General features: G+C 65.3%; 20 protein-coding genes, 3 tRNA genes and 1 riboswitch. Of the genes, 8 read left to right on the forward strand and 15 right to left on the reverse strand.

Annotation, left to right across the window (positions count from 1 at the left end; all coding sequences use genetic code 11):
* From hemC to B0D78_RS07130, 14 genes are read right to left on the reverse strand one after another with little or no spacing between them, the layout of a single operon-like run.
* Complete coding sequence (gene hemC, locus B0D78_RS07065; RefSeq protein ID WP_078016277.1) at positions 1-891, reverse strand: hydroxymethylbilane synthase; 891 nt, start codon at positions 889-891, stop codon at positions 1-3.
* Positions 888-2,111 (reverse strand): precorrin-6A reductase, encoded by a 1,224-nt coding sequence (gene cobK, locus B0D78_RS07070; RefSeq protein WP_078016278.1) that lies wholly within the window; start codon positions 2,109-2,111, stop codon positions 888-890. Before cobK ends, hemC begins: the two co-directional genes overlap by 4 nt.
* Positions 2,108-2,830 (reverse strand): precorrin-3B C(17)-methyltransferase, encoded by a 723-nt coding sequence (gene cobJ / locus B0D78_RS07075; protein WP_078016279.1) that lies wholly within the window; start codon positions 2,828-2,830, stop codon positions 2,108-2,110. The genes cobK and cobJ overlap by 4 nt, the downstream gene beginning before the upstream one ends.
* A complete protein-coding gene (locus B0D78_RS07080) occupies positions 2,827-3,828 on the reverse strand; it encodes a cobalt-precorrin 5A hydrolase (protein ID WP_078016280.1) in 1,002 nt (333 codons plus the stop codon). The genes cobJ and B0D78_RS07080 overlap by 4 nt, the downstream gene beginning before the upstream one ends.
* On the reverse strand, positions 3,825-4,580 hold the full coding sequence (gene cobM / locus B0D78_RS07085; protein ID WP_078016281.1) for a precorrin-4 C(11)-methyltransferase: 756 nt from the start codon (positions 4,578-4,580) through the stop codon (positions 3,825-3,827). Before cobM ends, B0D78_RS07080 begins: the two co-directional genes overlap by 4 nt.
* Before the next feature lies 1 nt (position 4,581).
* On the reverse strand, positions 4,582-5,811 hold the full coding sequence (gene cbiE / locus B0D78_RS07090) for a precorrin-6y C5,15-methyltransferase (decarboxylating) subunit CbiE (protein ID WP_078016282.1): 1,230 nt from the start codon (positions 5,809-5,811) through the stop codon (positions 4,582-4,584).
* Positions 5,801-6,901 carry a cobalt-precorrin-5B (C(1))-methyltransferase CbiD gene (gene cbiD, locus B0D78_RS07095; protein WP_078016283.1) on the reverse strand — a complete coding sequence of 367 codons (1,101 nt, stop codon included), beginning with the start codon at positions 6,899-6,901 and terminating at the stop codon, positions 5,801-5,803. Before cbiD ends, cbiE begins: the two co-directional genes overlap by 11 nt.
* Positions 6,885-7,505 (reverse strand): precorrin-8X methylmutase, encoded by a 621-nt coding sequence (locus B0D78_RS07100; protein ID WP_240496136.1) that lies wholly within the window; start codon positions 7,503-7,505, stop codon positions 6,885-6,887. The genes cbiD and B0D78_RS07100 overlap by 17 nt, the downstream gene beginning before the upstream one ends.
* 23 nt (positions 7,506-7,528) lie before the next feature.
* Complete coding sequence (locus tag B0D78_RS07105; protein WP_240496137.1) at positions 7,529-8,434, reverse strand: hypothetical protein; 906 nt, start codon at positions 8,432-8,434, stop codon at positions 7,529-7,531.
* The gene (locus tag B0D78_RS07110) at positions 8,425-9,114 is read right to left on the reverse strand and encodes a precorrin-2 C(20)-methyltransferase (protein ID WP_078016285.1); all 690 of its coding nucleotides are present in this window, start codon (positions 9,112-9,114) and stop codon (positions 8,425-8,427) included. The genes B0D78_RS07105 and B0D78_RS07110 overlap by 10 nt, the downstream gene beginning before the upstream one ends.
* A gap of 4 nt (positions 9,115-9,118) precedes the next feature.
* Entirely contained in the window at positions 9,119-9,934 is an 816-nt protein-coding gene (locus B0D78_RS07115; RefSeq protein ID WP_168170046.1) for an ABC transporter substrate-binding protein, read from the reverse strand.
* Between the two features lie 11 nt (positions 9,935-9,945).
* Positions 9,946-10,704, reverse strand: a complete 759-nt coding sequence (locus tag B0D78_RS07120) for an ABC transporter ATP-binding protein (RefSeq protein ID WP_240496138.1) — start codon at positions 10,702-10,704, stop codon at positions 9,946-9,948.
* 23 nt (positions 10,705-10,727) lie between these two features.
* Positions 10,728-11,744 (reverse strand): FecCD family ABC transporter permease, encoded by a 1,017-nt coding sequence (locus B0D78_RS07125; protein ID WP_078016288.1) that lies wholly within the window; start codon positions 11,742-11,744, stop codon positions 10,728-10,730.
* A 2-nt stretch (positions 11,745-11,746) separates the two neighbouring features.
* Complete coding sequence (locus B0D78_RS07130; RefSeq protein WP_240496139.1) at positions 11,747-12,640, reverse strand: sirohydrochlorin cobaltochelatase; 894 nt, start codon at positions 12,638-12,640, stop codon at positions 11,747-11,749.
* A gap of 136 nt (positions 12,641-12,776) precedes the next feature.
* A riboswitch (cobalamin riboswitch) is annotated at positions 12,777-12,954 on the reverse strand.
* Positions 12,955-13,187: 233 nt separating this feature from the next.
* Here B0D78_RS07130 and B0D78_RS07135 point away from each other — a divergent pair.
* The 8 genes from B0D78_RS07135 (at position 13,188) to B0D78_RS07170 (ending at position 18,531) form a co-directional block, all read left to right on the forward strand.
* Complete coding sequence (locus B0D78_RS07135; RefSeq protein ID WP_078016289.1) at positions 13,188-13,598, forward strand: GNAT family N-acetyltransferase; 411 nt, start codon at positions 13,188-13,190, stop codon at positions 13,596-13,598.
* A 150-nt stretch (positions 13,599-13,748) separates the two neighbouring features.
* Positions 13,749-15,221: an AMP-binding protein gene (locus B0D78_RS07140; RefSeq protein WP_078016290.1), complete on the forward strand. Its 1,473-nt coding sequence runs from the start codon at positions 13,749-13,751 to the stop codon at positions 15,219-15,221.
* 61 nt (positions 15,222-15,282) lie between these two features.
* The gene (locus B0D78_RS07145; protein ID WP_078016291.1) at positions 15,283-16,173 is read left to right on the forward strand and encodes a M23 family metallopeptidase; all 891 of its coding nucleotides are present in this window, start codon (positions 15,283-15,285) and stop codon (positions 16,171-16,173) included.
* A 33-nt stretch (positions 16,174-16,206) separates the two neighbouring features.
* Positions 16,207-16,467 carry a glutaredoxin family protein gene (locus tag B0D78_RS07150; protein ID WP_078016292.1) on the forward strand — a complete coding sequence of 87 codons (261 nt, stop codon included), beginning with the start codon at positions 16,207-16,209 and terminating at the stop codon, positions 16,465-16,467.
* Between the two features lie 110 nt (positions 16,468-16,577).
* Entirely contained in the window at positions 16,578-18,059 is a 1,482-nt protein-coding gene (locus tag B0D78_RS07155; protein WP_240496140.1) for a TolC family protein, read from the forward strand.
* A 203-nt stretch (positions 18,060-18,262) separates the two neighbouring features.
* Positions 18,263-18,338: transfer RNA gene (locus B0D78_RS07160), tRNA-Thr, on the forward strand.
* A gap of 23 nt (positions 18,339-18,361) precedes the next feature.
* Positions 18,362-18,447 (forward strand) — tRNA-Tyr (locus B0D78_RS07165).
* Positions 18,448-18,455: 8 nt separating this feature from the next.
* Positions 18,456-18,531, forward strand: a tRNA-Thr gene (locus tag B0D78_RS07170).
* 83 nt (positions 18,532-18,614) lie between these two features.
* Here B0D78_RS07170 and B0D78_RS07175 read toward each other — a convergent pair.
* Positions 18,615-19,298, reverse strand: a complete 684-nt coding sequence (locus tag B0D78_RS07175) for a lipid-binding SYLF domain-containing protein (RefSeq protein WP_078016293.1) — start codon at positions 19,296-19,298, stop codon at positions 18,615-18,617.
* Between the last annotated feature and the right edge of the window lie 9 nt (positions 19,299-19,307).

Raw genomic sequence — 19,307 nt, forward strand, 5'->3', positions numbered from 1 at the left:
TCACCTCGTCTTTCCGAGAATTTTTTCGGCCAGCATTTCGCCGAGCCGCTGCGCTTCTTCGCGGCGTCCCGTCAACGACGCGCGAAGTTTCAGGCCGCGACTTTCGTCGGCGAAAAAGCCCGTCAGCTTCATCTCGCCGCCGCGAAGCTGCGCGCACGCGCCGACGGGCGACGCGCAGCCGCCGCCGAGCGCCGCCGAGAAGACTCGTTCGGCGCGGGCGCAGTCCGTCGCGTCGGGGTCGAAAACGGCGTCGAGCCAGTCTTCGTTTTTGTCGCCGGCGCGTCCTTGACAGGCGAGGATTCCCTGTCCCGGCGCGGGGACGATCTCGTCGACCGAAAAGTAACGGCTGACGCGCGCGTTCAAGCCGAGGCGCGCCAGTCCCGCGGCCGCGAGGATCAGCGCCGAGAACTGGCCTTCGTCGAGCTTGCGCAGGCGCGTGCCGACGTTGCCGCGCACCGGACGCACCTCGGCGCCGGCAAACAGATCGAGCGCCTGCAGGCGGCGTCGCGCCGACGAGCAGCCGATCACAGCGCCGTTCATGGCCGAGACTCCGTCGGGCAGCACGAGCGCGTCGCGGGGATCGCCGCGACGGAAGCAGGCGAGCAACGGCAGCCGTTCGTCCTGCGCGGCGGGCAGGTCCTTGAGGCTGTGGACGGCCACGTCGATGCGGCCGTTGAGCAGGGCCTCTTCCAGTTCCCGCGTGAAAAGTCCCTTGATGCCGAACGCGTCCGACGCTTCCGAGAACGGTTTCATGTTCACGTCGCCGCTGGTGGCGATGGGCACGAGTTCGAGACGGTATTCGGGATGGGCGCGCCCGACGGCATCCATGACAAGGCGCGTCTGCGCCAGCGCCAGATCGCTCTTGCGGCTGCCAAAACGAAGGATTTTCATCGGCGGTTTTCTTCTTTCCTATGGAGTTCTTCGGCGACGATCCCGGGCCAGATCTCTCTGAGGCGGTCGGCCAGGCGGCGCGTCAGAGCCGGATCGAGTCCGCCGCTCGACGCCGATACGGCGGCCGCGCCGCAATGAATCAGCGCGGGAAAGTAAAAAGTGCCCTCGGCGGCGTTGTCGGCGATGCTGACGGGGACGCCGCGTTTTTTCGCCGCGGCGGCGATCAGGCGGTTCTGTTCGCGATTGTCGGTGGCGGCCACGGCCAGGACCGCGCCGTCGAGGTCGCTCTCGCGCCATTCGCGCGCGGCGGTGTCGAAACCGTCCCATCCTTCGCAGAACGCGACGGCGACGGCGCGCACGTCGGCGCCGCAGCTTTTCAGCGTTTGCGCGCGCCGCAGGGCGACGGGGCCGCCGCCGATCAGCAGGGCTTTCTTGCCCTCGAGCGGCAGCAGCATCGGAAACAGCGGCGGACATTCGAGTTTCATCTCGCGCCGCAGCCACAGCATCGCTTCGTCGACAGTCGCCCCTTCTTCGTCACCGCGGCCGATAAGAATGACGCGCGCGCCGCGGTTCTGCGCCGCGCGCAGCTTTTCCTCCATGCCGCCGGACGCGCCGCCGTCCTTGGTGACGATCACCGTCGCGCCGGTGGCCGCGAGCATTTGCTCGTTCATGGCGGCGCTGAACGCTCCCTGCATGGCGATCAGGTGCCCAGCGTCGTAGCCCAGTGCCTCGCATTGGGCGATCACGTCCGACGTGGGCAGCACGCGGGCGAAAAGACGCTCCTTTGCGCGGCTTACGCCCGCGAAGGCCGGCAGCTCTTTGCTGCCCACCGTGAGCAGGACTTTCTCGCCGCCGCCGTCCAGCAGCGCCGCCGCCTCTTCCGGCGTGGCGACCGCGGTCACGTCGCCGAACAGCGGCGTTCTGGCGCGCGCCACGCGCAGCAGCTTCACGCCCGTGCGTTCGCAGGCGCGGCGCACGTTCTTCGTCACTTCCAGCGCGTAAGGGTGCGTGGCGTCGATCACGTGGGTGACCTTCTCGGCACGGAACAGATCTTCCATGGCCGTTTCGTCGAGACGGCCCGTGAGCACGCGCACGTTTTCGAGCCCTTCAAGCAGCTTGGCGCCGTAAGCGGTGGCCACGCAGCAAACGGCCGGCACGCCGCGGCGCAGCAGTTCGCGCGCCTCGGTCGTGCCGCCGAAGACCAGCAGCCGCCCGTTCATGGCCGCTGATAGCCGCGCGGCGTGACGAGGCGGCCGTCGAGGAATTTCGTGGCGCTGCTGCCGACGATGGCCGTGCAGAACATGTCGAGCTTCTCGTCGGCGAGTGCCCCCAGCGTGGTCAGATGCGCCTCTTCGCCGTCGCGCCCGGCGCTGCGCACCCAGCCAGCCGTCGTGTCGGCGCTTTTCGTCTTCAGCAGCGTTTCGCAGGCCAGACGCAGATTGTCGGGACGCCCGCGGCTCATGGGGTTGTAAAGGCAGATCACGAAATCGCCGGCCGCGGCCGCTTCGAGGCGGCGCGCGATCAGCTTCCACGGCGTGAGCAGGTCGCTGAGGCTGACGACGGCGAAGTCGTGCGTCAGCGGCGCGCCGAGCACGGCCGCGGCGGCGCAGGCCGCCGTGACGCCGGGCACGACGGTCACCTCGTCGCGTCCCGCCGCCACTTCGAGCATAATGCCCGCCATGCCGTACACGCCGGGGTCGCCGCTGGAAACGACGCCTACCGTGCTCCCCGCCAGCGAACGGCGCAGCGCGTCTTCGCAGCGCTGCACTTCGCCCTTCATGGGCGAGACGACCAGTTCCTTGCGTCCCTCGAAACGGGGCGCGATCAGGTCGACGTACGTTTTGTAGCCGACGATGACGTCGCATTGTTCCAGCGCCGCGAGCGCGCGCGGCGTCAGCTGGTCTTCGCCTCCGGGGCCGAGGCCGACGACGTAGATCATGCTTGCGCCTCCGTATCAGAAACGTTCTTCATGGATGGGTCCGCCTTCTCCGTGTGATCGAAAAATTTTCGCCGCGCCAGCGCGAAAGTGACGCCGGGATAGCGCGCTTTGCCGCGCAGCAAAACGCCGAGCCCCGAAGCCAGAACGGCCGCCCGTTCGCAGACGTTGCCCACGCCCGTGACGTCGAGGACTTTTTGCGAATGAGAGAACTGCCCCGGCACGGCGGCGAGTTCCGCGGCCGGGAACGTGAGAAAGGGAACGCCCAGCTCGCGCGCCAAATCCGCCAAGCAGGGTTCGTTCTTTTTCAGGTCGATGGAAGCCAACGCGCAAAGCGACAATTTCGAGACTCCCGCGCCGCTTAAAAAATCGTCCAGCGCCGCGCGCAGAGCCGCGCTCGTCGTACCGCGCTTGCAGCCGACGCCGAGCGCAAGGTTGCGCGGCCGCAGCCACAGCGTCACCGGCCAGGGCGCGGGCTGTTCCATTTCGGTGACGGCGACGCCGATTTTTTCGCCGTCGAGCGCGGCCGCGGAAACGCTTTTGACCGTGCCGATGTTTTCGATGGCGCAGTCGTGTTCTTTCGCCCACGCGTCCACGGCTTCGACCTTATGGACGTCGGTCGCCGTGGTGATTATCGGACGGCCGCCCGTCAGCGCCGCGACGCGGCGCGCCAGCTCGTTGGCGCCGCCGAGATGCCCCGAAAGCAGCGAGATCACGTTCCGTCCCCGATCGTCGAGACAGACGACCGCGGGGTCGCGCGTCTTGTCCTTCAGGCACGGAGCGACGGCGCGCACAGCGATGCCGCAGGCCGAGACGAATACCAGCGCGTCGCTGGAGGAAAAACGTTCGCGCGTCCAGACGGCGATCGAGCCCGTCAGAGGCGAGACGTCTCCGCCGGCGTAGCGGGGCGGGGCCCAGGCCCGCCCGCCGAGACGGGCGGCGATCAGCCGGGCCAGTTCCGTCCCGTCGCGCGTGAAGGCGACGGCGTGAAGGGACGTCATCGGCTGGCCTTGCGGAAGCCGTGCGAGAACGAGGCGTCGTAGAGCTTCGACAGCTCGTAGTCCTCGCCGAGGAATCCACCCACGAGGATCAGCGCCGTGCTGCGGACGCCCGCTTCCGCCGCCATGGCCGCGATGGTCGAAACGTCGCCGCGCAGCACCTTCTGTTCGGGCCACGACGCCTTGTAGACCACGGCCGCGGGCGTGTCGGGCGCGTAACCGCCCCGCATCAGCGCCGCGCAGGTCTCTTCCAGCAGACCGGAGGAAAGGAACAGCGCCATCGAAGCGCCGTGAGAGGCCAGCGACGCCAGCTTCTCGCCGGGAGGTACCGGCGTGCGCCCCTCCATGCGCGTGATGATCAGCGTCTGGCTGACGGACGGCAACGTGTATTCCGCCTCCACGGCGGCCGCGGCGGCGCAGAACGAACTGACGCCGGGCGTGATGTCGTAGGCGACGCCCAACGCTTTGAGCCGGTCGATCTGCTCGCGGATCGCGCCGTAGATCGACGGGTCGCCGGTGTGCAGCCGTACCACTTCAAGGCCGCGGCGGTCGGCGTCGGCCATTTTCTCTATCACCTCGTCCAGCGTCATCGAAGCGCTGTTGTAGATCTCGCAGCCTGCGGGCGTGCCGTTCAGCAGTTCGGGATTGACCAGCGAACCGGCGTAGATCACCATGCCCGCCCGCGCCAGCAGTTTCGCGCCGCGCAGCGTGATCAGGTCGGGCGCGCCGGGGCCGGCGCCGACAAAGTGGATCATGTTATCGTCCTTCTTTCTGTATGCCGGCGGTGAACGCCGAAAAGATGGTGACGGGGTTCTGCGCGGCCATGATGAGCGTGCCGCCGATCTTTTTGGCGCGGCCGACTGCCACCTGTACGGCGTCGAAATCATGGAAGCCGGCTCCGGCGAGGTTCTCGGCCGCGGCCGCGTAGGTTTTGAAGGCTACCGCCGAGACGACGACACGGATCCCTTCGCCGAGCGCGGCGACGGCGCGCAGCAGCTCCGGCAGTTCCGGGCCGCTGCCGCCGACGAAGACGTGCGTGGGGCGCGGCAGCGACGGCAGCACGGCGGCGTTGTCGCCCTCGTACAGCGCGACGTTGTGCCGGTGGAACTTTCTGACGTTGCGGGCGATCAGCGCCGCGGCTGCGGGATTTTTCTCCACGGCGCAGACCCGACCGTCTGCGCAGAACAGCGCCGCCGCGACCGTCACCGAGCCAGTGCCCGCGCCCAGATCCCAGAGCGTCGAATCGCGGCGCAGACGCAGCTCGTCGAGGATCGCCGAGCGCACGGTCTCGCGCGTCATCGGCACGTCCGCGCGGAGAAAATCGTCGTCTCGCGGGCGCGCCTGCGGCGCGCTCCACGGCGAAGGATTTTCGATCAGAACCAACGACAGATCGTCGTATTCCCGCGCCGCCAGTTCCGCGGGAGAACCGCGGCTGAGGCGCTGGTCGCCGTAGCTGAGCCGCTCGCCGACGGTGAGACGCAGGTGGTCCATGTCCCAGTCGGCAAGCAGGCGGCAGAGGCGGCGCGGGTTCCACTGCGGCCCGCAGAAGAAGATCGTCTTTCTGTTCTGGTCGGCGGCGTCGAGGACCTTCGCCTCGCCGAGATCGCGCCCGTGCCCGGAGAGGACAACGGCGTCGATCCACGTTTCGCGTGCGGCGGCGCACAGGCTTTGCAGCGAACTGACGCCGGGGATCACTTCGAGGTCGTCGCCGGGGAAGCGTTTTTTGAGCAGCGGCAGTAAACTGAACACGCCCGCGTCGCCGGAGACGAGCACGGCCACGGAATTTCGGTCGAGCGCGGCGTCGACGGCGGCAAACGTCTCCTCGAATTTGCCGAGGGCGATGACGTTGGGATGGCCGCCCGCCAGCGCGCGATGGCGCGGCGCGGCGACCACACACCCGGCGCGCCGGATCGTTTCGCGCGCGGCGGACGTCAGTTGATCGGCGCCGCCCGGGCCGACGCCGACGACGAAAAGTTTATTGCGCATGGGCGAGTTCCTCCGCGAAGGCCGCCGCGCCGGCGCTCGCGCCCAGCAGTCGGCCCTGATTGTCGATAAAAGCGGCTTCCACGGCGAGGTCGCCGAACATCCGCTCGCGGCAGCGCTTTGCCGTCACCTCGGCCAGCGTCGTCCAAAGGAAGTCGAGCTTTTCTTCGCGGACGATCTGCATGGCGACCTCGGTCGTAGTGCTCTCGTAAAGTTTCCTGACGATCTCGCGTCCCGCTCCGGCCAGAGCGGCCTGCGTGCAGAGGGCTTCGCGGCGGCCGTCGCCGGTGCGGTTGTAGGTGTCGAACGTTCCCGCGGCAACCTTGAGCAGCTTACCGGGGTGGCCGCAGATCAGCGCGCGTTCGAACTTGAGCCGCAGCGCCTCGTCGAGCACAAAGCCGATGTAGTTGCCCGTGTGCATGATGACGCGCCCGCCGATGTTCCATACGTGCCGCATGGCCTTTTCGCCGCTGTTGCCGAAGCACAGGCCGACGCACTTCAGCCCCGACGAAGCGAACGTGCTCAGTTCCAGCAAGAACGAAGCGTAGACCGACTCGACGTTGTACGGCTTGACGATGCCTGTGGTGCCCAGCACCGACAAACCGCCGGCGATGCCGAGACGGGGGTTGAACGTGTGCGCGGCCTTTTCTTCGCCTCCGGGGATGGAGACGGTGACGCAGGCGCGGCGCGGGCCGATGACGGCGCGCAGCGCCTCTTCGATCATTTGGCGCGGCACGGGATTGACGGCCGCTTCGCCGACGGGGATTTTCAGCCCCGGCAGCGTCACTGTGCCCACGCCCGGGCCGGCCCTGAAGGAGACGGGGCCGTCGCCGTCGCCCAGTTCCACCGACGAGATCACCGTCATGCCGTCGGTGGCGTCGGGGTCGTCGCCGGCATCCTTGACGACGCCGCAGGCCGGAAAGGCGTACTCGACGATGTCGAGCGTGAGTTCCTTGCCGGCGGGCGTGACGATGCGCACCTGCGCGGGGCACCGCCCCGTCGTCAGGCGCAGCGCCGAAGCCTGCGCGGCCGCGGCGGCGCAGCTGCCGGTGGTGAAACCTTCGCGCAGGCCACGGCTATCGTGTAATTCCATAGAGCAGCGCGTTGAGGACCGCCGAGGCGACGGCGGAGCCGCCCTTGCGTCCCATGGCGGCGATCGAGGGCACGGCGGTGCGCGCCAGGCGTTCCTTGGACTCGATCACGTTGACGAAACCGACGGGCACGCCGACGACCAACGCCGGACGGGCCTCGCCCGCGTCGATCAGCTCGCAGAGGCGGATCAGCGCCGTCGGCGCGTTGCCGATGGCGAAGATGGCCTGCGGCGTCTCGCGCACGGCCGCCTCCATGCTCACCACGGCGCGGGTGACGCCGCGCGACGCGGCTTCTTCGCGGACGGCGGCGTCCGACATGCGGCAGACGACCTGCACGCCCAGCGTCTGGCAGGCTTTTTTGTTGACGCCGGCGGCGGCCATCATCGTATCGGTGACAATGGTCGTCCCGGCGCGGAGCGCTTCGCGGGCGCGCCCGACCACGTTCGGCGTGAAGCGCAGGTTCTTCTGGAACTCGAAATCGGCGGTCGTATGGATGACGCGCATGACCACGGGCAGGTTCTCCTCCGGTCCTTGCCACGGTTCCATTTCGGCGACGATCGTTCTCATGCTCGCCTGTTCGATCTCTTCCGGTCTCACAGCGTTCACCTCTTCTAAGGCAAAATTTCGTTTCACAGACACAGCGGCAGCGCCGCCAGCGCCAGCGTCAGCAGGCTGAGCGCGGCCGACGCGGCGACGTTCCACAGCAGCATGGACTGGGCGACGGCGCGCGGGAAAAAGCCGAAGTAATAGCCGGCGTTGGTGCGCACGAGCCGCGTGATCAGGCTCAGGCTGTTGCCGAAAAGCAGCGCGAAAACCGCCTGCGCGGTCGACAGCTCGCCCGCGGCCAGACTGCCCCCGGCCAGCGCCAGCGCCGCGGAAACGTGGGCGAAAGACGCCGCCGCCACCGCCATGGCGGGCAGGGGGAAAAAGGCGCTGCCGCGCAGCCAGAGCTGTAGATATTTTTCCGCCCATGGCACGACGAGCACGGCGAGCGCGTAGAAGAACCACGCCAGCGGCAGCGTTTTCAGCAGCTTGAAGCCGAATCTCCGCGCCGTTTCGCCGCCCGCCGCCGTTTCTTCCAGAGGCCGGTCGTCGTGTTCGCCGCGGTTGAGAATGAAAAGCTCGAGCGCGAATTTCGCCGCCGAGCGGAACAGCAGCGTCAGCGCGAAGAACGCGCCCGCCCAGCCGGCCAGACTGCACGACAAAACCATCGTCGCGACCCAGCGGCGCGCGTAGGCCGGAAAAGCCAGCAGCAGCGTGCCCCATTTGGCCGTGCGCGGCGAAATGCGCCCGCTGTCCAGCGCCGAAGCTACCACGGCGGCGCCGGCTTTCGACGAGCCGATGCTGACGGTCAGCGCCGCGCCGAGCGTAGCGCCGATGCCCCATCGTTTCAGCCAGGGCAGGGCGCGCCGCAGCGCTTTGTCCGCCAGCCCCGTGCGGACGATCAGCGCGCCGATCAGAAAACCGGCGAGAATGTCGATCGTCAGCCGCAGTTCGCCGCGGAGCAGACGCGCCCAGTCCATGGTCAGCGCCACAGCAGCAGGATCGAAAGGTATTCCTCGGCGGGGCCCAGGGCCGCGGCGTCCGTGAAGATCTTTTGGTCGGGCAGACCGGCGCGGTCGATACGCAAAATCTTGTTCCACGGGCCGGCTTCTTCCACCGTCGAGCGGAGCTGTCCACGCAGCGCGCAGGGCTTGTAGACCGCGGCGGCGTCGGCCGCTTTCAGCGCAGCGGCGATCCGTTCGCGCGACGCCGTGGCGGGGACGATGGCGAGGATCTCGCTCCCCATGGCGAGGAACGAGCCGGACTTCGCCGCGGCCAGGCAGTGCGCCGAGATGCCGGGCGTCAGCTCGAGTTCCAGTTCGGGGACGATCTGCTTCCACAGCTCGTAAAGGTAGAAACCCGTGGCGTAGAGCGTAGAGTCGCCGATCACGGGCAACACGACCGTCTCGGCGTTTTGCCAGAGAGGGCGCAGCTCTTCCAGCTGCGCTTTCAGCGCCGCGTCGCGGGATGTCGCGTCGCCGGTCATCGGAAACAACACCGGCGTCGTTTTCAGATCGGGCAGATGCGGTCGTACGGCCTGTTCGGCCACGCTGGCCCGTTCCGCATGAGAATGGGGGCTGAGCACCAGGTCGGCCCGCTCGATCAGTTTCAGCGCGCCGGCGGTGACGAGATCGGGATCGCCGGGACCGACGCCGGCAACGATAAATTTCATGGGATCACTCTCCGTAAAAAATGCGGATCAATTCCGCCCCGCCCGTTTTGAGCCCAAGCAGCGAGGGACGGCTCAGCCAGTACTCGGGGATCTGCGCGAGCTTGACGGAAGCGAGCGCCGCCGCCCACGGGCGGGCTTTGACTTCGTCGAGCGAGGCGCGGTTCATCGGCCCGTGCTGGACGAGGTAGACGTCCAGTCCCCCGGCGAGCAGCTTCATGACGCGCTCTACTCCCCAGGGAGCGACGGCGCTGCCGCGGCGGATCGGTTCGGCTTCCGCGGCGGCGTTCGCGCCTCCGGCCAGTTCGATCAGATGCGCCGCCCACGAATCGGGGGAACAGGTGTGCAGTTCCTTGGCCGTGGCTTCGACGAAGACCGACGGCGCGGGGCGGCCGCCTCGTCGCGCCGCCGCTGCCTGCCGGATTTCATCGCAGGCTTGCGCGAACTGGGCTTCCGCCGCCTGCGGAGCAACGCCGATCAGCGGCGCCAGCGCCCGCAGGTAGGCGGTGAAAGAGTCCCACGAGGGCGGATCGACGCGCATGACGGGAACTCCGGCGCGTTCGAGCACGCCGCGCAGTTCGGGATTTTGCTTTTCCACCAGCGTACGCGTCAGCACGAGATCCGGCTTGAGCGCCAGCAGCGCCTCGGCGCCGACGTTGAGGGCGAAGCGCGGCAGATCGGTGAGGCGCGATGGTTCGTCGTTTTTCGACAGCGCGATCAACCTTCCCTCGCCGCCCAGGGCGATAATGTTGTCGGTGTGCCCCGAATAGAGCGAAACGATGCGCTCGTAAGCCGTCGCCGGCGCGGCCCAAACGAACGCCATCAGAAAAATGATCAGCGTTTTTTTGAAGAAGGATGCCATGCTTTATCACCTTCGGGCGAAATGTAGGGGACGAACGGCGTGTCGTAAAGTTTTTCCAGCACGCCGCCGTCGATGCGATCCGCGCGCCCGGCGGCGATCAGTTCGCCGCCGCGGAGAGCGAGATAACGGTCGGCGCAGGACAGCGCGGCGTTGATGTCGTGGGCGACGACGATCACAGTTTTCCCGCCGGCGGCAAGCCCGCGCATGAGGCGGAAGGCATGCTGGGCCTGGCGGGGATCCATGGCCGAAGTCGGTTCGTCGAGCAAAAAGATGGGCGGATCCTGGGCCAGTACCATGGCGAGGAGCACGCGCTGCCGCTCGCCGCCCGACAGTTCGGTGACGGGGCGGAAGAGCAGCGACGCGATTTCCAGACGCTCGGCTGCCGCCTGAATGGCACGGTCGTCCGCGGGCGAGCGCCGAGCCAGCAGACGCTGGTACGGCAGACGGCCGAAACCGATCACGTCGTAGACGCTGAAAGCCGCTTTCATGACCGCCTGCTGGGCGACGACGCCGAGCAGGCGGCCGAGCTCGCGGCGAGGACAGCGCCGGATCTCGCGCCCGCCGAGCGCGAGGCTGCCCCGATAGGGCAAAAAACCGCCCAGCGTTTTGAGCAGCGTGCTTTTGCCGCTGCCGTTGGGGCCGATCAGAGCCGTCACCAACCCCGGTTCGACCGAGCCGGAAACGCCTCTGAGGACTTCGCGGTCCCCGTAGCCGGCGCTGAGATCGCGCAAACAATACGAAAGAGACGGCGCGGTCATTTTCTTTTCACCAGAATCCAGCAGAAAAAAGGGCCGCCGATCAGCGCCGTGATCACGCCGACGGGCAGTTCCCCGAGACGCTGGGCCGCTCCGTCCGCCAGCGCCGTCAGCAGAGCGCCGGCGAGGAAGCTGAAGACCAGCAGCGGCCGGTGCGAGGGCCCGATGAGGAGCCGCAGGACATGCGGCGCCACCAGCCCCACGAAACCGATGATGCCGAAACTGCTCACGCTCATGGCCGTGCCCAGCGACGCGGCGCAGAGCAGACGCCGCCGCAGTTTTTTCTCGTCGACGCCGAGCATTTCCCCCTGCCCTTCGCCGAGCGAGACGGCGTCGAGCCGTCGCCCGTAAAGCCAGGCCGGGACCAGCGTGATCGCCGCGCCCAGCCAGACCAGACGCGCCGCCGCGGGCGAAGCGCCGGAAAAACTGCCCATCAGCCAGAGCACGATCGCTCCCAGCTTGTCGTCGGCGACGGCCTTGAGAAGCGTCACCCCCGCCGAGAGCACGGCGTTGGCGACGATGCCCGCCAGCACCAGATACGCGCCGCTGCCGCCGTTTTTGCGCGCGATCAGATTGACCAGCGCCAGCGAACCGAGCGCGCCGGCGAACGCCGTCGGCGTCACCGCCAAGCGGTCGAAGAAAAATCCCACCGCGCCGCCGAACGCCGCGCCCGCGGCGATGCCCAGCGTGTAAGGTTCGGCCAACGGATTGGCCAAAAGCCCCTGCAGGACGACACCCGAGACGGCGAGCAGCCCCCCGGCTCCCGCCGCCGCGAAGAACCGCGGCAGGCGGACGGCGCGGATCACCAGCGCCTCGGCGGTCTCGCTCTCGGCGGCGGGAAGAAACGGCGAGAGCAGTTCAAAGACGCGGGAGAGTGGAATATTCCACTCTCCCTGCGTGATTCGCCACAGCGCCGTCAGAAAGAGCAGAACGCCGAGCGCCGCTCCGAGGCGGAAGTATCGCGCACGAAGTTGCGAACGCCAGCGCTCGAGATTTCCGACAGGCGACGGAGGCATGTTTACTTCATCATTTCCTTCAGGTGTTCCACGAAGGCGGCGGTAACGTTCTTGTCCTCGCCAAGGCCCTTGATGTAAGTCTCGACGGCGAAGCCTTCCTTCTTGAGGATGCTGTACCAGGACTCCGGATCGTCTTTGTCGGCCATGTCGTTGTTGGCGTGGTCGCCGGCCACGATCATCAGCGGCGAGACGAGCGTCTTCTTGTAGCCGGCTTTCTTCAGCGCGGCGACGACGTCTTCGATCAGCGGCGTGTTCTCGACGGTGCCGATGAAGAAACGGCCGTCGGCGACTTTGTTTAGGGCGACCTGAAGCTGGCTGTACATGGCGTTGGCGATATGGTGCGGCGTGCCGTGTCCCATCAGCACGACGGCGGTGTCCTTGCCGGCGAGTTTTTCGAATCTCTTCACGAGGATCGCGGCCATCTCGTCGCAGCCTTCGACGCTGGACAGGAACGTCTTGCCGAGGCGCAGATCCTTGATGCCGTATTTGCCTTTCAGTTCGCCCCAAGCTTCGACAACGTTCTTGATCTCGTCGTATTCGGCGCCGGGGATGATGTGCGTCGGCATCACGCCGACCGTAGCGAACCCTTCGTCGTTCAGCTGCGCCAAAGCCATGACGGGCGTGGGGGGAACGTTCTTCTTGCCTTCGCGGGCCAGCTTGCGGCGGATGATGTTGGAGGTAAAGGCCAAGCGCACCTCGGCGCCGGGGAACGCCTTTTTGGCGGCGACGACCAGATTGTCGATCGCTTTGCGGGCGCTGGGCATGGAGGTGCCGAAAGAGGTGATCAGGATGGCCTGTTTCTCTTCCTTTTTGGCTTCCTTGGCGCAGGCGATCCCGGAGAAAGCGACGGCCACGAGGGTGACGGCGAGAATCATGGACTTAAAGGACATATTCATCAGACGACCTTTCATGAAATTTTTTTCCGAAGCTCGGGCCTCGGGAGACAAAAAAAGACACGACCCTGCGTCGTGTCCTTCCGCCGCGGCTGTCACTGGTCAGCCGCACAGGAGTTCGCCCACGCAAACATTCCCCCTTTGCAAGCTCCCTTTAAAGAATATTCTGGCTTCTCTTCATCCTCGTCCGAGTCTTCCCAATAACGCGATCAGTGACGTGCTTCGGATTTGTCCGAGTTACAGCGGCGGGGCCGCGCCGGATTTCCACCGGCTTCCTCTTTAAACGGAGTTCCATGTTCGATTGCCGTCATTATAACACGGAGTCGCAGCCGCTTCAATGAAACATAACGAAGATGAAAACGTTTTTTGCGCGGCGGAAAATGACGAAGCCCCGGCTCCGTGCCGAAGAAACGCGCCGCCGAATTTTTGGGGGCGGACGCGGCGACAAAATTCTGCAATCGGCGCTTGCCAATTTGGCGGCGAAAAATTACCATATAACCGGTGATCGAAGAAAATATCGCGTTACATTTCTCATGGAGGTGCTTCTTAATTGGAAAATTCACTGCGCCTTGAAGTGGTTACATCGCTCCGCCCCGAGGCGGTCGTCGATCTTTACATGGATGCCGGCTGGTGGGAAGAGGGCTGGAGCGAAGACGTCATCCCCGCGATGGTGGCCAATTCCTTCCGGTTCGTGGCGCTGTTCGACGGCGGCGAGCTGGTCGGCATGGGACGCGCCCTTTCCGACGGCGTCAGCGACGCTTACATTCAGGACATCGTGGTGCGCACCGATTACCGCGGTCAGGGCTGGGGGAAGAAGATCGTTTCCCGGCTTGTGAAGGAACTCCGCGCCGTCGGGATCGACTGGATCGGTCTGGTCGGCGCTCCGGGCACCCAAGCCTTTTACGAGAAGCTCGGCTTCAGCGAAATGCCCCAGTTCGTGCCCATGAAGTATCAGTGCTGAGCCGGACTGAAGACATAAAAGCATCCGTTTGCCTTGAAAAGGAGAATCGTGTAGAATTCTTGAAATGCGTCCTTGCCAGGGCGCGCCAAGCTGAGAAATGAGCCGGCCGGCGCGGAGATTCTGCCGCCGCTTTATCTGAGGAGGAAACAAATGGAACGTCTTGAAGATCTCCTGCTGGAGAGTTTGAGAAAACGCGCCGCCGCGGATGTGTTTTGGTGGGACGGGGAGTGGCTGAAGGGGCAGGCGCTGCTGGACGCCGTCGCCGCGGAACGCGAAGCGCTGACGGCGGCCGGTTTCAAAGAAGGGCAGCGGCTCATGACGCTGCTGCCCAACTGCCCGGCGCTGCTGACGTTGACTCTTGCCGTCTGGACCCTGAAAGGCACGCTGGTCCCGCTGAACATGCGCGCCGGCACCGACAATCTGCTGCCCACCATCGACCTCGTGCAGCCGTTCGCGATCGCGGTCGCGCGCGGCGACGCCAAAGCCGCAGCGGGCGTGCTGCGCTACCCCGTCGTGGAGATCGAGCCGACGACAGGCACGCTTGACAAATTCCGCGGCGTGGAACGCAAAACGACGACGTCCGACTGGGCCGTGTTCTTCACGACCTCGGGCACGACCGGCCTGCCCAAGGCCGTGCCGCTGAGCCACGAAAATTTCGTCGACAACGTGCGCTCGATCTGCAAACATTTCCCGATTTATCCGAGCGACACGATCATCTGGGCGCTGCCGAACTTCCACTCCTTCGGCCTGACGCTCTCCATGCTGCTGCCCCAATACGCCGGCGCGAAAGTCGCCGCCGTGCCCGCATTCATGCCGCCGCTGAAAACGCTCGAGGCGATCCGCGACGCCGGCTGTACCGTGCTGTTCCTCGTGCCCGCCATGCTCGAGTTCCTGAAGCGTTCGGCCGCACACAATCCCATCGAGATCAACTCGGTCCGCGCCGTCATTACCGGCGGCGACCGGCTCAATACGATGCTCGACCAGGCCAGCATGGAGCTGTTCGGCCATCCCATTCTCGAAGGCTACGGCACGACCGAGTGCTCACCCGTCGTCACCTTCAACAACGACGAAAAGACGCGCAAGCTCGGCACCATCGGTCCCGTCCTGCCCGGCTACGAGTGGAAAGTCTGCGATCAGCAGGGCAACGCGCTGCCGCCGGAAACGCCCGGCGTGCTCAAACTGCGCGGCAAGTCCGTGTTCCACGGCTACTACGAAGCGCCCGAAGTCACCGCCGAGCGCCTCGCCCCCGACGGCTGGTACGACACCGGCGACGTCGTCAAATACGACGCGGACGGCTACATCACCGTGCTCGACCGCCTCACCGACATCATCATCGTCGGCGGTTTCAACGTCTATCCCCAGGAAGTGGAACGCATCCTCAACGTCCATCCGTCGATCGCCCAGGCGGCCGTCGTGGCCATGCACCACCTCGTCAACGGCGAGATCCCGCGCGCTTTCGTCGTGCTCAAGGAAGGCGCTTCGGTCACCGACCGCGACATCATCGAATACTGCAAGGGCAAACTCGCCAACTACAAGATCCCGCGCAAGGTCGATTTCGTCGAGAGCCTGCCCGTGTCGCCTTCGGGCAAGATCCTGCGCCGCAAGCTGAGAGAGCTTGAGTGACGTCTGGCCGGCCCAAAAGCTTTCGCCGCCCGGGCGAATTTTTTCAGAGGTGAGAGAAGAAGTGAAGAAATTTGTCCTGGCGCTGCTGCTGACGTTCGCATTCATGCCGGCGGCGTTTGCCGCGCGCATGCGGCTGACGGTGCCGGAAGAGGCGCCGATCGGTCAGCCTTTTTTTCTGGAGCTGCGCGCCAACGAAGCGATCGGCGACGTCACGGTGACGTGGCGCGGGCAAAAGTTTGTCCTCGCGCCGCGCCGCAACGCCGTGCGCACGATCCTCGGCGCGCCCAACGACGCCAAACTGGCCGGATCGACGCTGCCCGTGCAGGTAGAGTTCGACTGCGGCGCCAAAGGCCGGATCCGGGCCGAACGAAAAATCAAAGTGACCGGCTACCGTTACCCCAAACAGGTGCTCACAGTCGCGCCGAAGATGGTCACTCCGCCTCAGTCGGAGTTGAAACGCATCGCCGAAGAGCGCCAGCTCGTGCGGAAAGCGCTGGCGACGCGCAGCAAAGGCGGCGTGCTGCCGCGCCGTTACGTGCCCCCCGTGCCGGGGATCCCCACCGCGTATTTCGGCGGCTTCCGCGTCTACAACGGCGTGCCCCGCAGCGGCCATGGCGGCCTCGACCTGCGCGCCGCCGTCGGTACGCCGGTCAGAGCGATCGCCGACGGTACGGTCGTGCTCGAAGGGGCCCATTATTTTTCCGGCGGCGCCGTCTACGTGGATCACGGCGGCGGCGTGCTGTCCGCCTATTTCCATCTTTCGAAGAACCTCGTCGAAGCCGGCCAGAAAGTGAAAGCCGGCGACGCGATCGCCCTTTCCGGCGCGACGGGGCGCGTCACCGGACCGCACCTCCACCTCGGCCTTTTCAGCGGCGGCGCGGCGCTCGATCCTCTGCCGCTGCTCGAACCACAAAGATTGCCCAAAGGCGTGGAAGTGCTGTACGAAATTTAGGCTTCGATTTTATTTATCCAAGGAGGAACCACGATGAAAAAAATCACCATGTTCATGTTCGAAAGCTGCCCTCACTGCAAGCTGGCCCGCAAGTGCCTCGACGAGCTGAAGGCCGAACACCCCGAGTACGCCGCCGTTCCGTTCGAGATGGTCGACGAGAAGAAACAGCCCGACGTCGCCGCGAAGTACGATTACTATTATGTGCCCACGTTTTTCGTGGACGGCGAGAAAGTTCACGAAGGGCACGCCGAGAAGGCCGACGTGGAAAAAGTCTTCAAGGCCGCCCTGGCATAGCGAGAAAATCGCACGCGAACGCCCCGCCTCACGGCGGGGCGTTTTCGTTTCGAACAGGTTACAGGAACTGAACAAAATTGCCGCTGCGGCTTCTTGATTCCCGCAAATTTATGTATAATGGCGGCAACGCATCTTTCGTCGGGCGCGAAAAAGCCCGACCGATCAGGAGGCTGATGCCCGTGTACAAGGAAACGATCGCCGCTCTTCTGGCGGCCGCTGTGCTGGCCGTCCCCGCCGCGGCGAAGGACGGCCGCGCCTCAAAACGCCCCGAACGTCCCGTGCTGACGACGGAGACGGCCCTTGAACTGGCCTGCGCGAACAATCCCTCGCTGGCGGCCGCCGAGGCCCGCATCGAACAGGCCCGGCAGCAGCTCGCCCAGGCCCGCGCCGACAAACTGCCCAAGCTGTACGCCGCGCTCGCCGGGGCGTGGCAGGGCGAGGAGGGAAAAGTTCCTGCTGTTGTAACCGTCGATCCAAAGTCCGATCCGCCTAAAGTTTTCAGCGGTTACGCCCTCAATTCCTTCGAAGAGGCGTATCAGGCCGCGCTCGGCGTGCAGTGGCTGCTTTTCAGCAGCGGCGCCGTCGAGAACACGATCGCCGCGCGCACAATGGCCTTCCGCGGCATTCAGACCCGCGAAGTCCGCACCGGCCAGGCCGTGGAGAACGCCGTGCTCGTCTCCTATTACAACCTGCAGCGCGCCCGCGCCAAGCTGGCCGTGGCCGAAGAGGTGCTCGCGCTTTCCAAAGAACATCTGTCGCAGGTCAGGAACTTTTTCAAGTACGGCGTCGTCGCTCAGGACGAAGTGCTGCGCGTGGAAGTCGACGTGTCCAACGGCGAGCTGAACGTGATCTCCGCCAAAAACGCCGTGGACGTGCGCTGGCGCGCGCTCGAACGCGCCGTCGGCACCGAGCTGCGCTCGAAATTCGACCTGCCGGAGCCGGACCGGAACGCGGCGCCGAAAGACGCGCCCCACTGGGACGAGGCCAGCCTTTACGCCCTGCGTCCCGAGCTGAAGGCGCTCGATTTCTCGCGCCGCGCCGCGCTGGCCGTCGCCGCCGCGTCGCGCGCGTCTACCGGTCCGAAGATTGTCGCCGGCGGAGAAGTTTTCAACACGGGGCGCGATTTCTGGCCCGACGATCTGGACACGTGGAAGCTGTCGCTCAGCCTGCGATGGGATTTCTACGACGGCGGCAAGGCCCGCGCCCAGGTCAAGGAGTACAGAGCGCGGGCGCAGGAACTGCTCGCCCAGATCGAAGACGTGAAACGGCAGGTCGCGCTGGAGGTCTCGTCGGCGCAGCTGAACTTCGAATCGGCGCGCCAGCGCATCGACGTGGCTTCACGCCAGGTCGCCAGCGCGCAGGAAGATTACCGCATGGCCCTGTTGCGCTATAAATCCAGCGTCGGCACCAACCTCGACGTGCTCGACGCCCGCACCGCCCTGACCAACGCCCGCACTCAGCTCGTCGACGCCGTTTACGACATGAACAGCAGCCGCGCCGATCTCGACTACGCGCTCGGCCTTTCGGAACGGTTCAAGCTGCCCGACGCCGTTCCGCCCGCGGCGGCAGGACGGAACGGCGCGAAAAATTGAAAAGCGAGGCGGCGGAGCGGTCGTTTTCATCGAACAAGCGGCCGTTTCGCCGCGCTCTTTTCGCGCTTTTTCGCCCGCCGAAGGCTCGTCGAAAGGACGACACAGGATGGAGGTTGTTCTCCCGAGCCGCACGCCGCGAACGAAGAAATTTGCATTTGCCCGTTGACTTTTGACGAAAACCCTTTATAATGTCTTCCTGTCAGGCCGGCGTAGCTCAGTTGGTAGAGCAGCTGACTTGTAATCAGCAGGTCATCAGTCCGACTCTGATCGCCGGCTCCAGTTTTGACAACTTCATACGACGTGGTAGTGTGGCCGAGTGGTCAATGGCATCAGACTGTAAATCTGACGGCGAGAGCCTACGGTGGTTCAAATCCACCCGCTACCACCATTTTTTAAGCCGACTTAGCTCAGTAGGTAGAGCACATCCATGGTAAGGATGGGGTCCCCGGTCCGAATCCGGGAGTCGGCTCCATTTTTTACCGCGAAAAACAAAAAAGCGCAGACCTTTGGGATCAAGGGTCTGCGCTTTTTTGTTCCGGGACCGAAAGAACGAGTTTACTTTGCCAGGGAAATCAGCCGGTTGAGTTTTCTGATCAGCGCCTGCACGTCCTTACGCGCCGGTCTGCGGTGAAAGATCTGGACGTTGTTCAGGTGTCTGCCCCAGCAGGCATCGTTGACGCGGGGCAGTTCGCTGATCACCGAGCCGTCGAGGGCCACGCCGGCGAAAACGCCTTTGGTGATCGAGTAGCTGAAGATCGGCGCGTCGGCGTTGATGTTGGTGCCGACGTAGGAGTTGCGTCCGCTCGGGCCGGCCACGGCAGCGACGTCGGCCCCCAGCGTGAAGGTGCCGCCGCGGAATGCCTTCATGCCTTTTTCATTGTTGACGGTCAAAACCAGCGCCGTCGAAGAAGCGCCGATCTGCAGTCCGACCGACCCGCCGCTGATGCTGAAAAACGCCGGTCCGTACCATTGGCCCGTCTTGGGATCATGACGCAGCATCAACCCCTCGCCGTAACGGCCGCCGACGATGAGTCCCGCCTTGACGACGTTGGGGAAAATGGCCACGCCGACGCCTTCCTTGACTGACTGTGCCAGTCCCGCCGCCGATTTGGAGCGGATCATTTTATCCACGGCCGCCTGCGCTTCCTTCACCCGCGCCGCCACGTGATAATCCTTCGCCTGAACTGCCGTGCAGCATGAAACCGCCAAGAACAAAATCACACCGAGAAATTTTTTCATGTGACACCT

It is taken from the genome of Pyramidobacter sp. C12-8 (assembly GCF_002007215.1).
Taxonomy (GTDB): Bacteria; Synergistota; Synergistia; order Synergistales; family Dethiosulfovibrionaceae; genus Pyramidobacter.

Excerpts from the sequence above, each read along its gene's own strand:
- hemC (WP_078016277.1), bottom strand. The coding sequence starts at position 891 with ATGAAAATCCTTCGTTTTGGCAGCCGCAAGAGCGATCTGGCGCTGGCG.
- cobK (WP_078016278.1), bottom strand. The coding sequence starts at position 2,111 with ATGAACGGGCGGCTGCTGGTCTTCGGCGGCACGACCGAGGCGCGCGAA.
- cobJ (WP_078016279.1), bottom strand. The coding sequence starts at position 2,830 with ATGATCTACGTCGTCGGCCTCGGCCCCGGAGGCGAAGACCAGCTGACG.
- B0D78_RS07080 (WP_078016280.1), bottom strand. The coding sequence starts at position 3,828 with ATGACGTCCCTTCACGCCGTCGCCTTCACGCGCGACGGGACGGAACTG.
- cobM (WP_078016281.1), bottom strand. The coding sequence starts at position 4,580 with ATGATCCACTTTGTCGGCGCCGGCCCCGGCGCGCCCGACCTGATCACG.
- cbiE (WP_078016282.1), bottom strand. The coding sequence starts at position 5,811 with ATGCGCAATAAACTTTTCGTCGTCGGCGTCGGCCCGGGCGGCGCCGAT.
- cbiD (WP_078016283.1), bottom strand. The coding sequence starts at position 6,901 with ATGGAATTACACGATAGCCGTGGCCTGCGCGAAGGTTTCACCACCGGC.
- B0D78_RS07110 (WP_078016285.1), bottom strand. The coding sequence starts at position 9,114 with ATGAAATTTATCGTTGCCGGCGTCGGTCCCGGCGATCCCGATCTCGTC.
- B0D78_RS07115 (WP_168170046.1), bottom strand. The coding sequence starts at position 9,934 with ATGGCGTTCGTTTGGGCCGCGCCGGCGACGGCTTACGAGCGCATCGTT.
- B0D78_RS07125 (WP_078016288.1), bottom strand. The coding sequence starts at position 11,744 with ATGCCTCCGTCGCCTGTCGGAAATCTCGAGCGCTGGCGTTCGCAACTT.
- B0D78_RS07130 (WP_240496139.1), bottom strand. The coding sequence starts at position 12,640 with ATGAATATGTCCTTTAAGTCCATGATTCTCGCCGTCACCCTCGTGGCC.
- B0D78_RS07140 (WP_078016290.1), top strand. The coding sequence starts at position 13,749 with ATGGAACGTCTTGAAGATCTCCTGCTGGAGAGTTTGAGAAAACGCGCC.
- B0D78_RS07150 (WP_078016292.1), top strand. The coding sequence starts at position 16,207 with ATGAAAAAAATCACCATGTTCATGTTCGAAAGCTGCCCTCACTGCAAG.
- B0D78_RS07155 (WP_240496140.1), top strand. The coding sequence starts at position 16,578 with ATGTATAATGGCGGCAACGCATCTTTCGTCGGGCGCGAAAAAGCCCGA.
- B0D78_RS07175 (WP_078016293.1), bottom strand. The coding sequence starts at position 19,298 with ATGAAAAAATTTCTCGGTGTGATTTTGTTCTTGGCGGTTTCATGCTGC.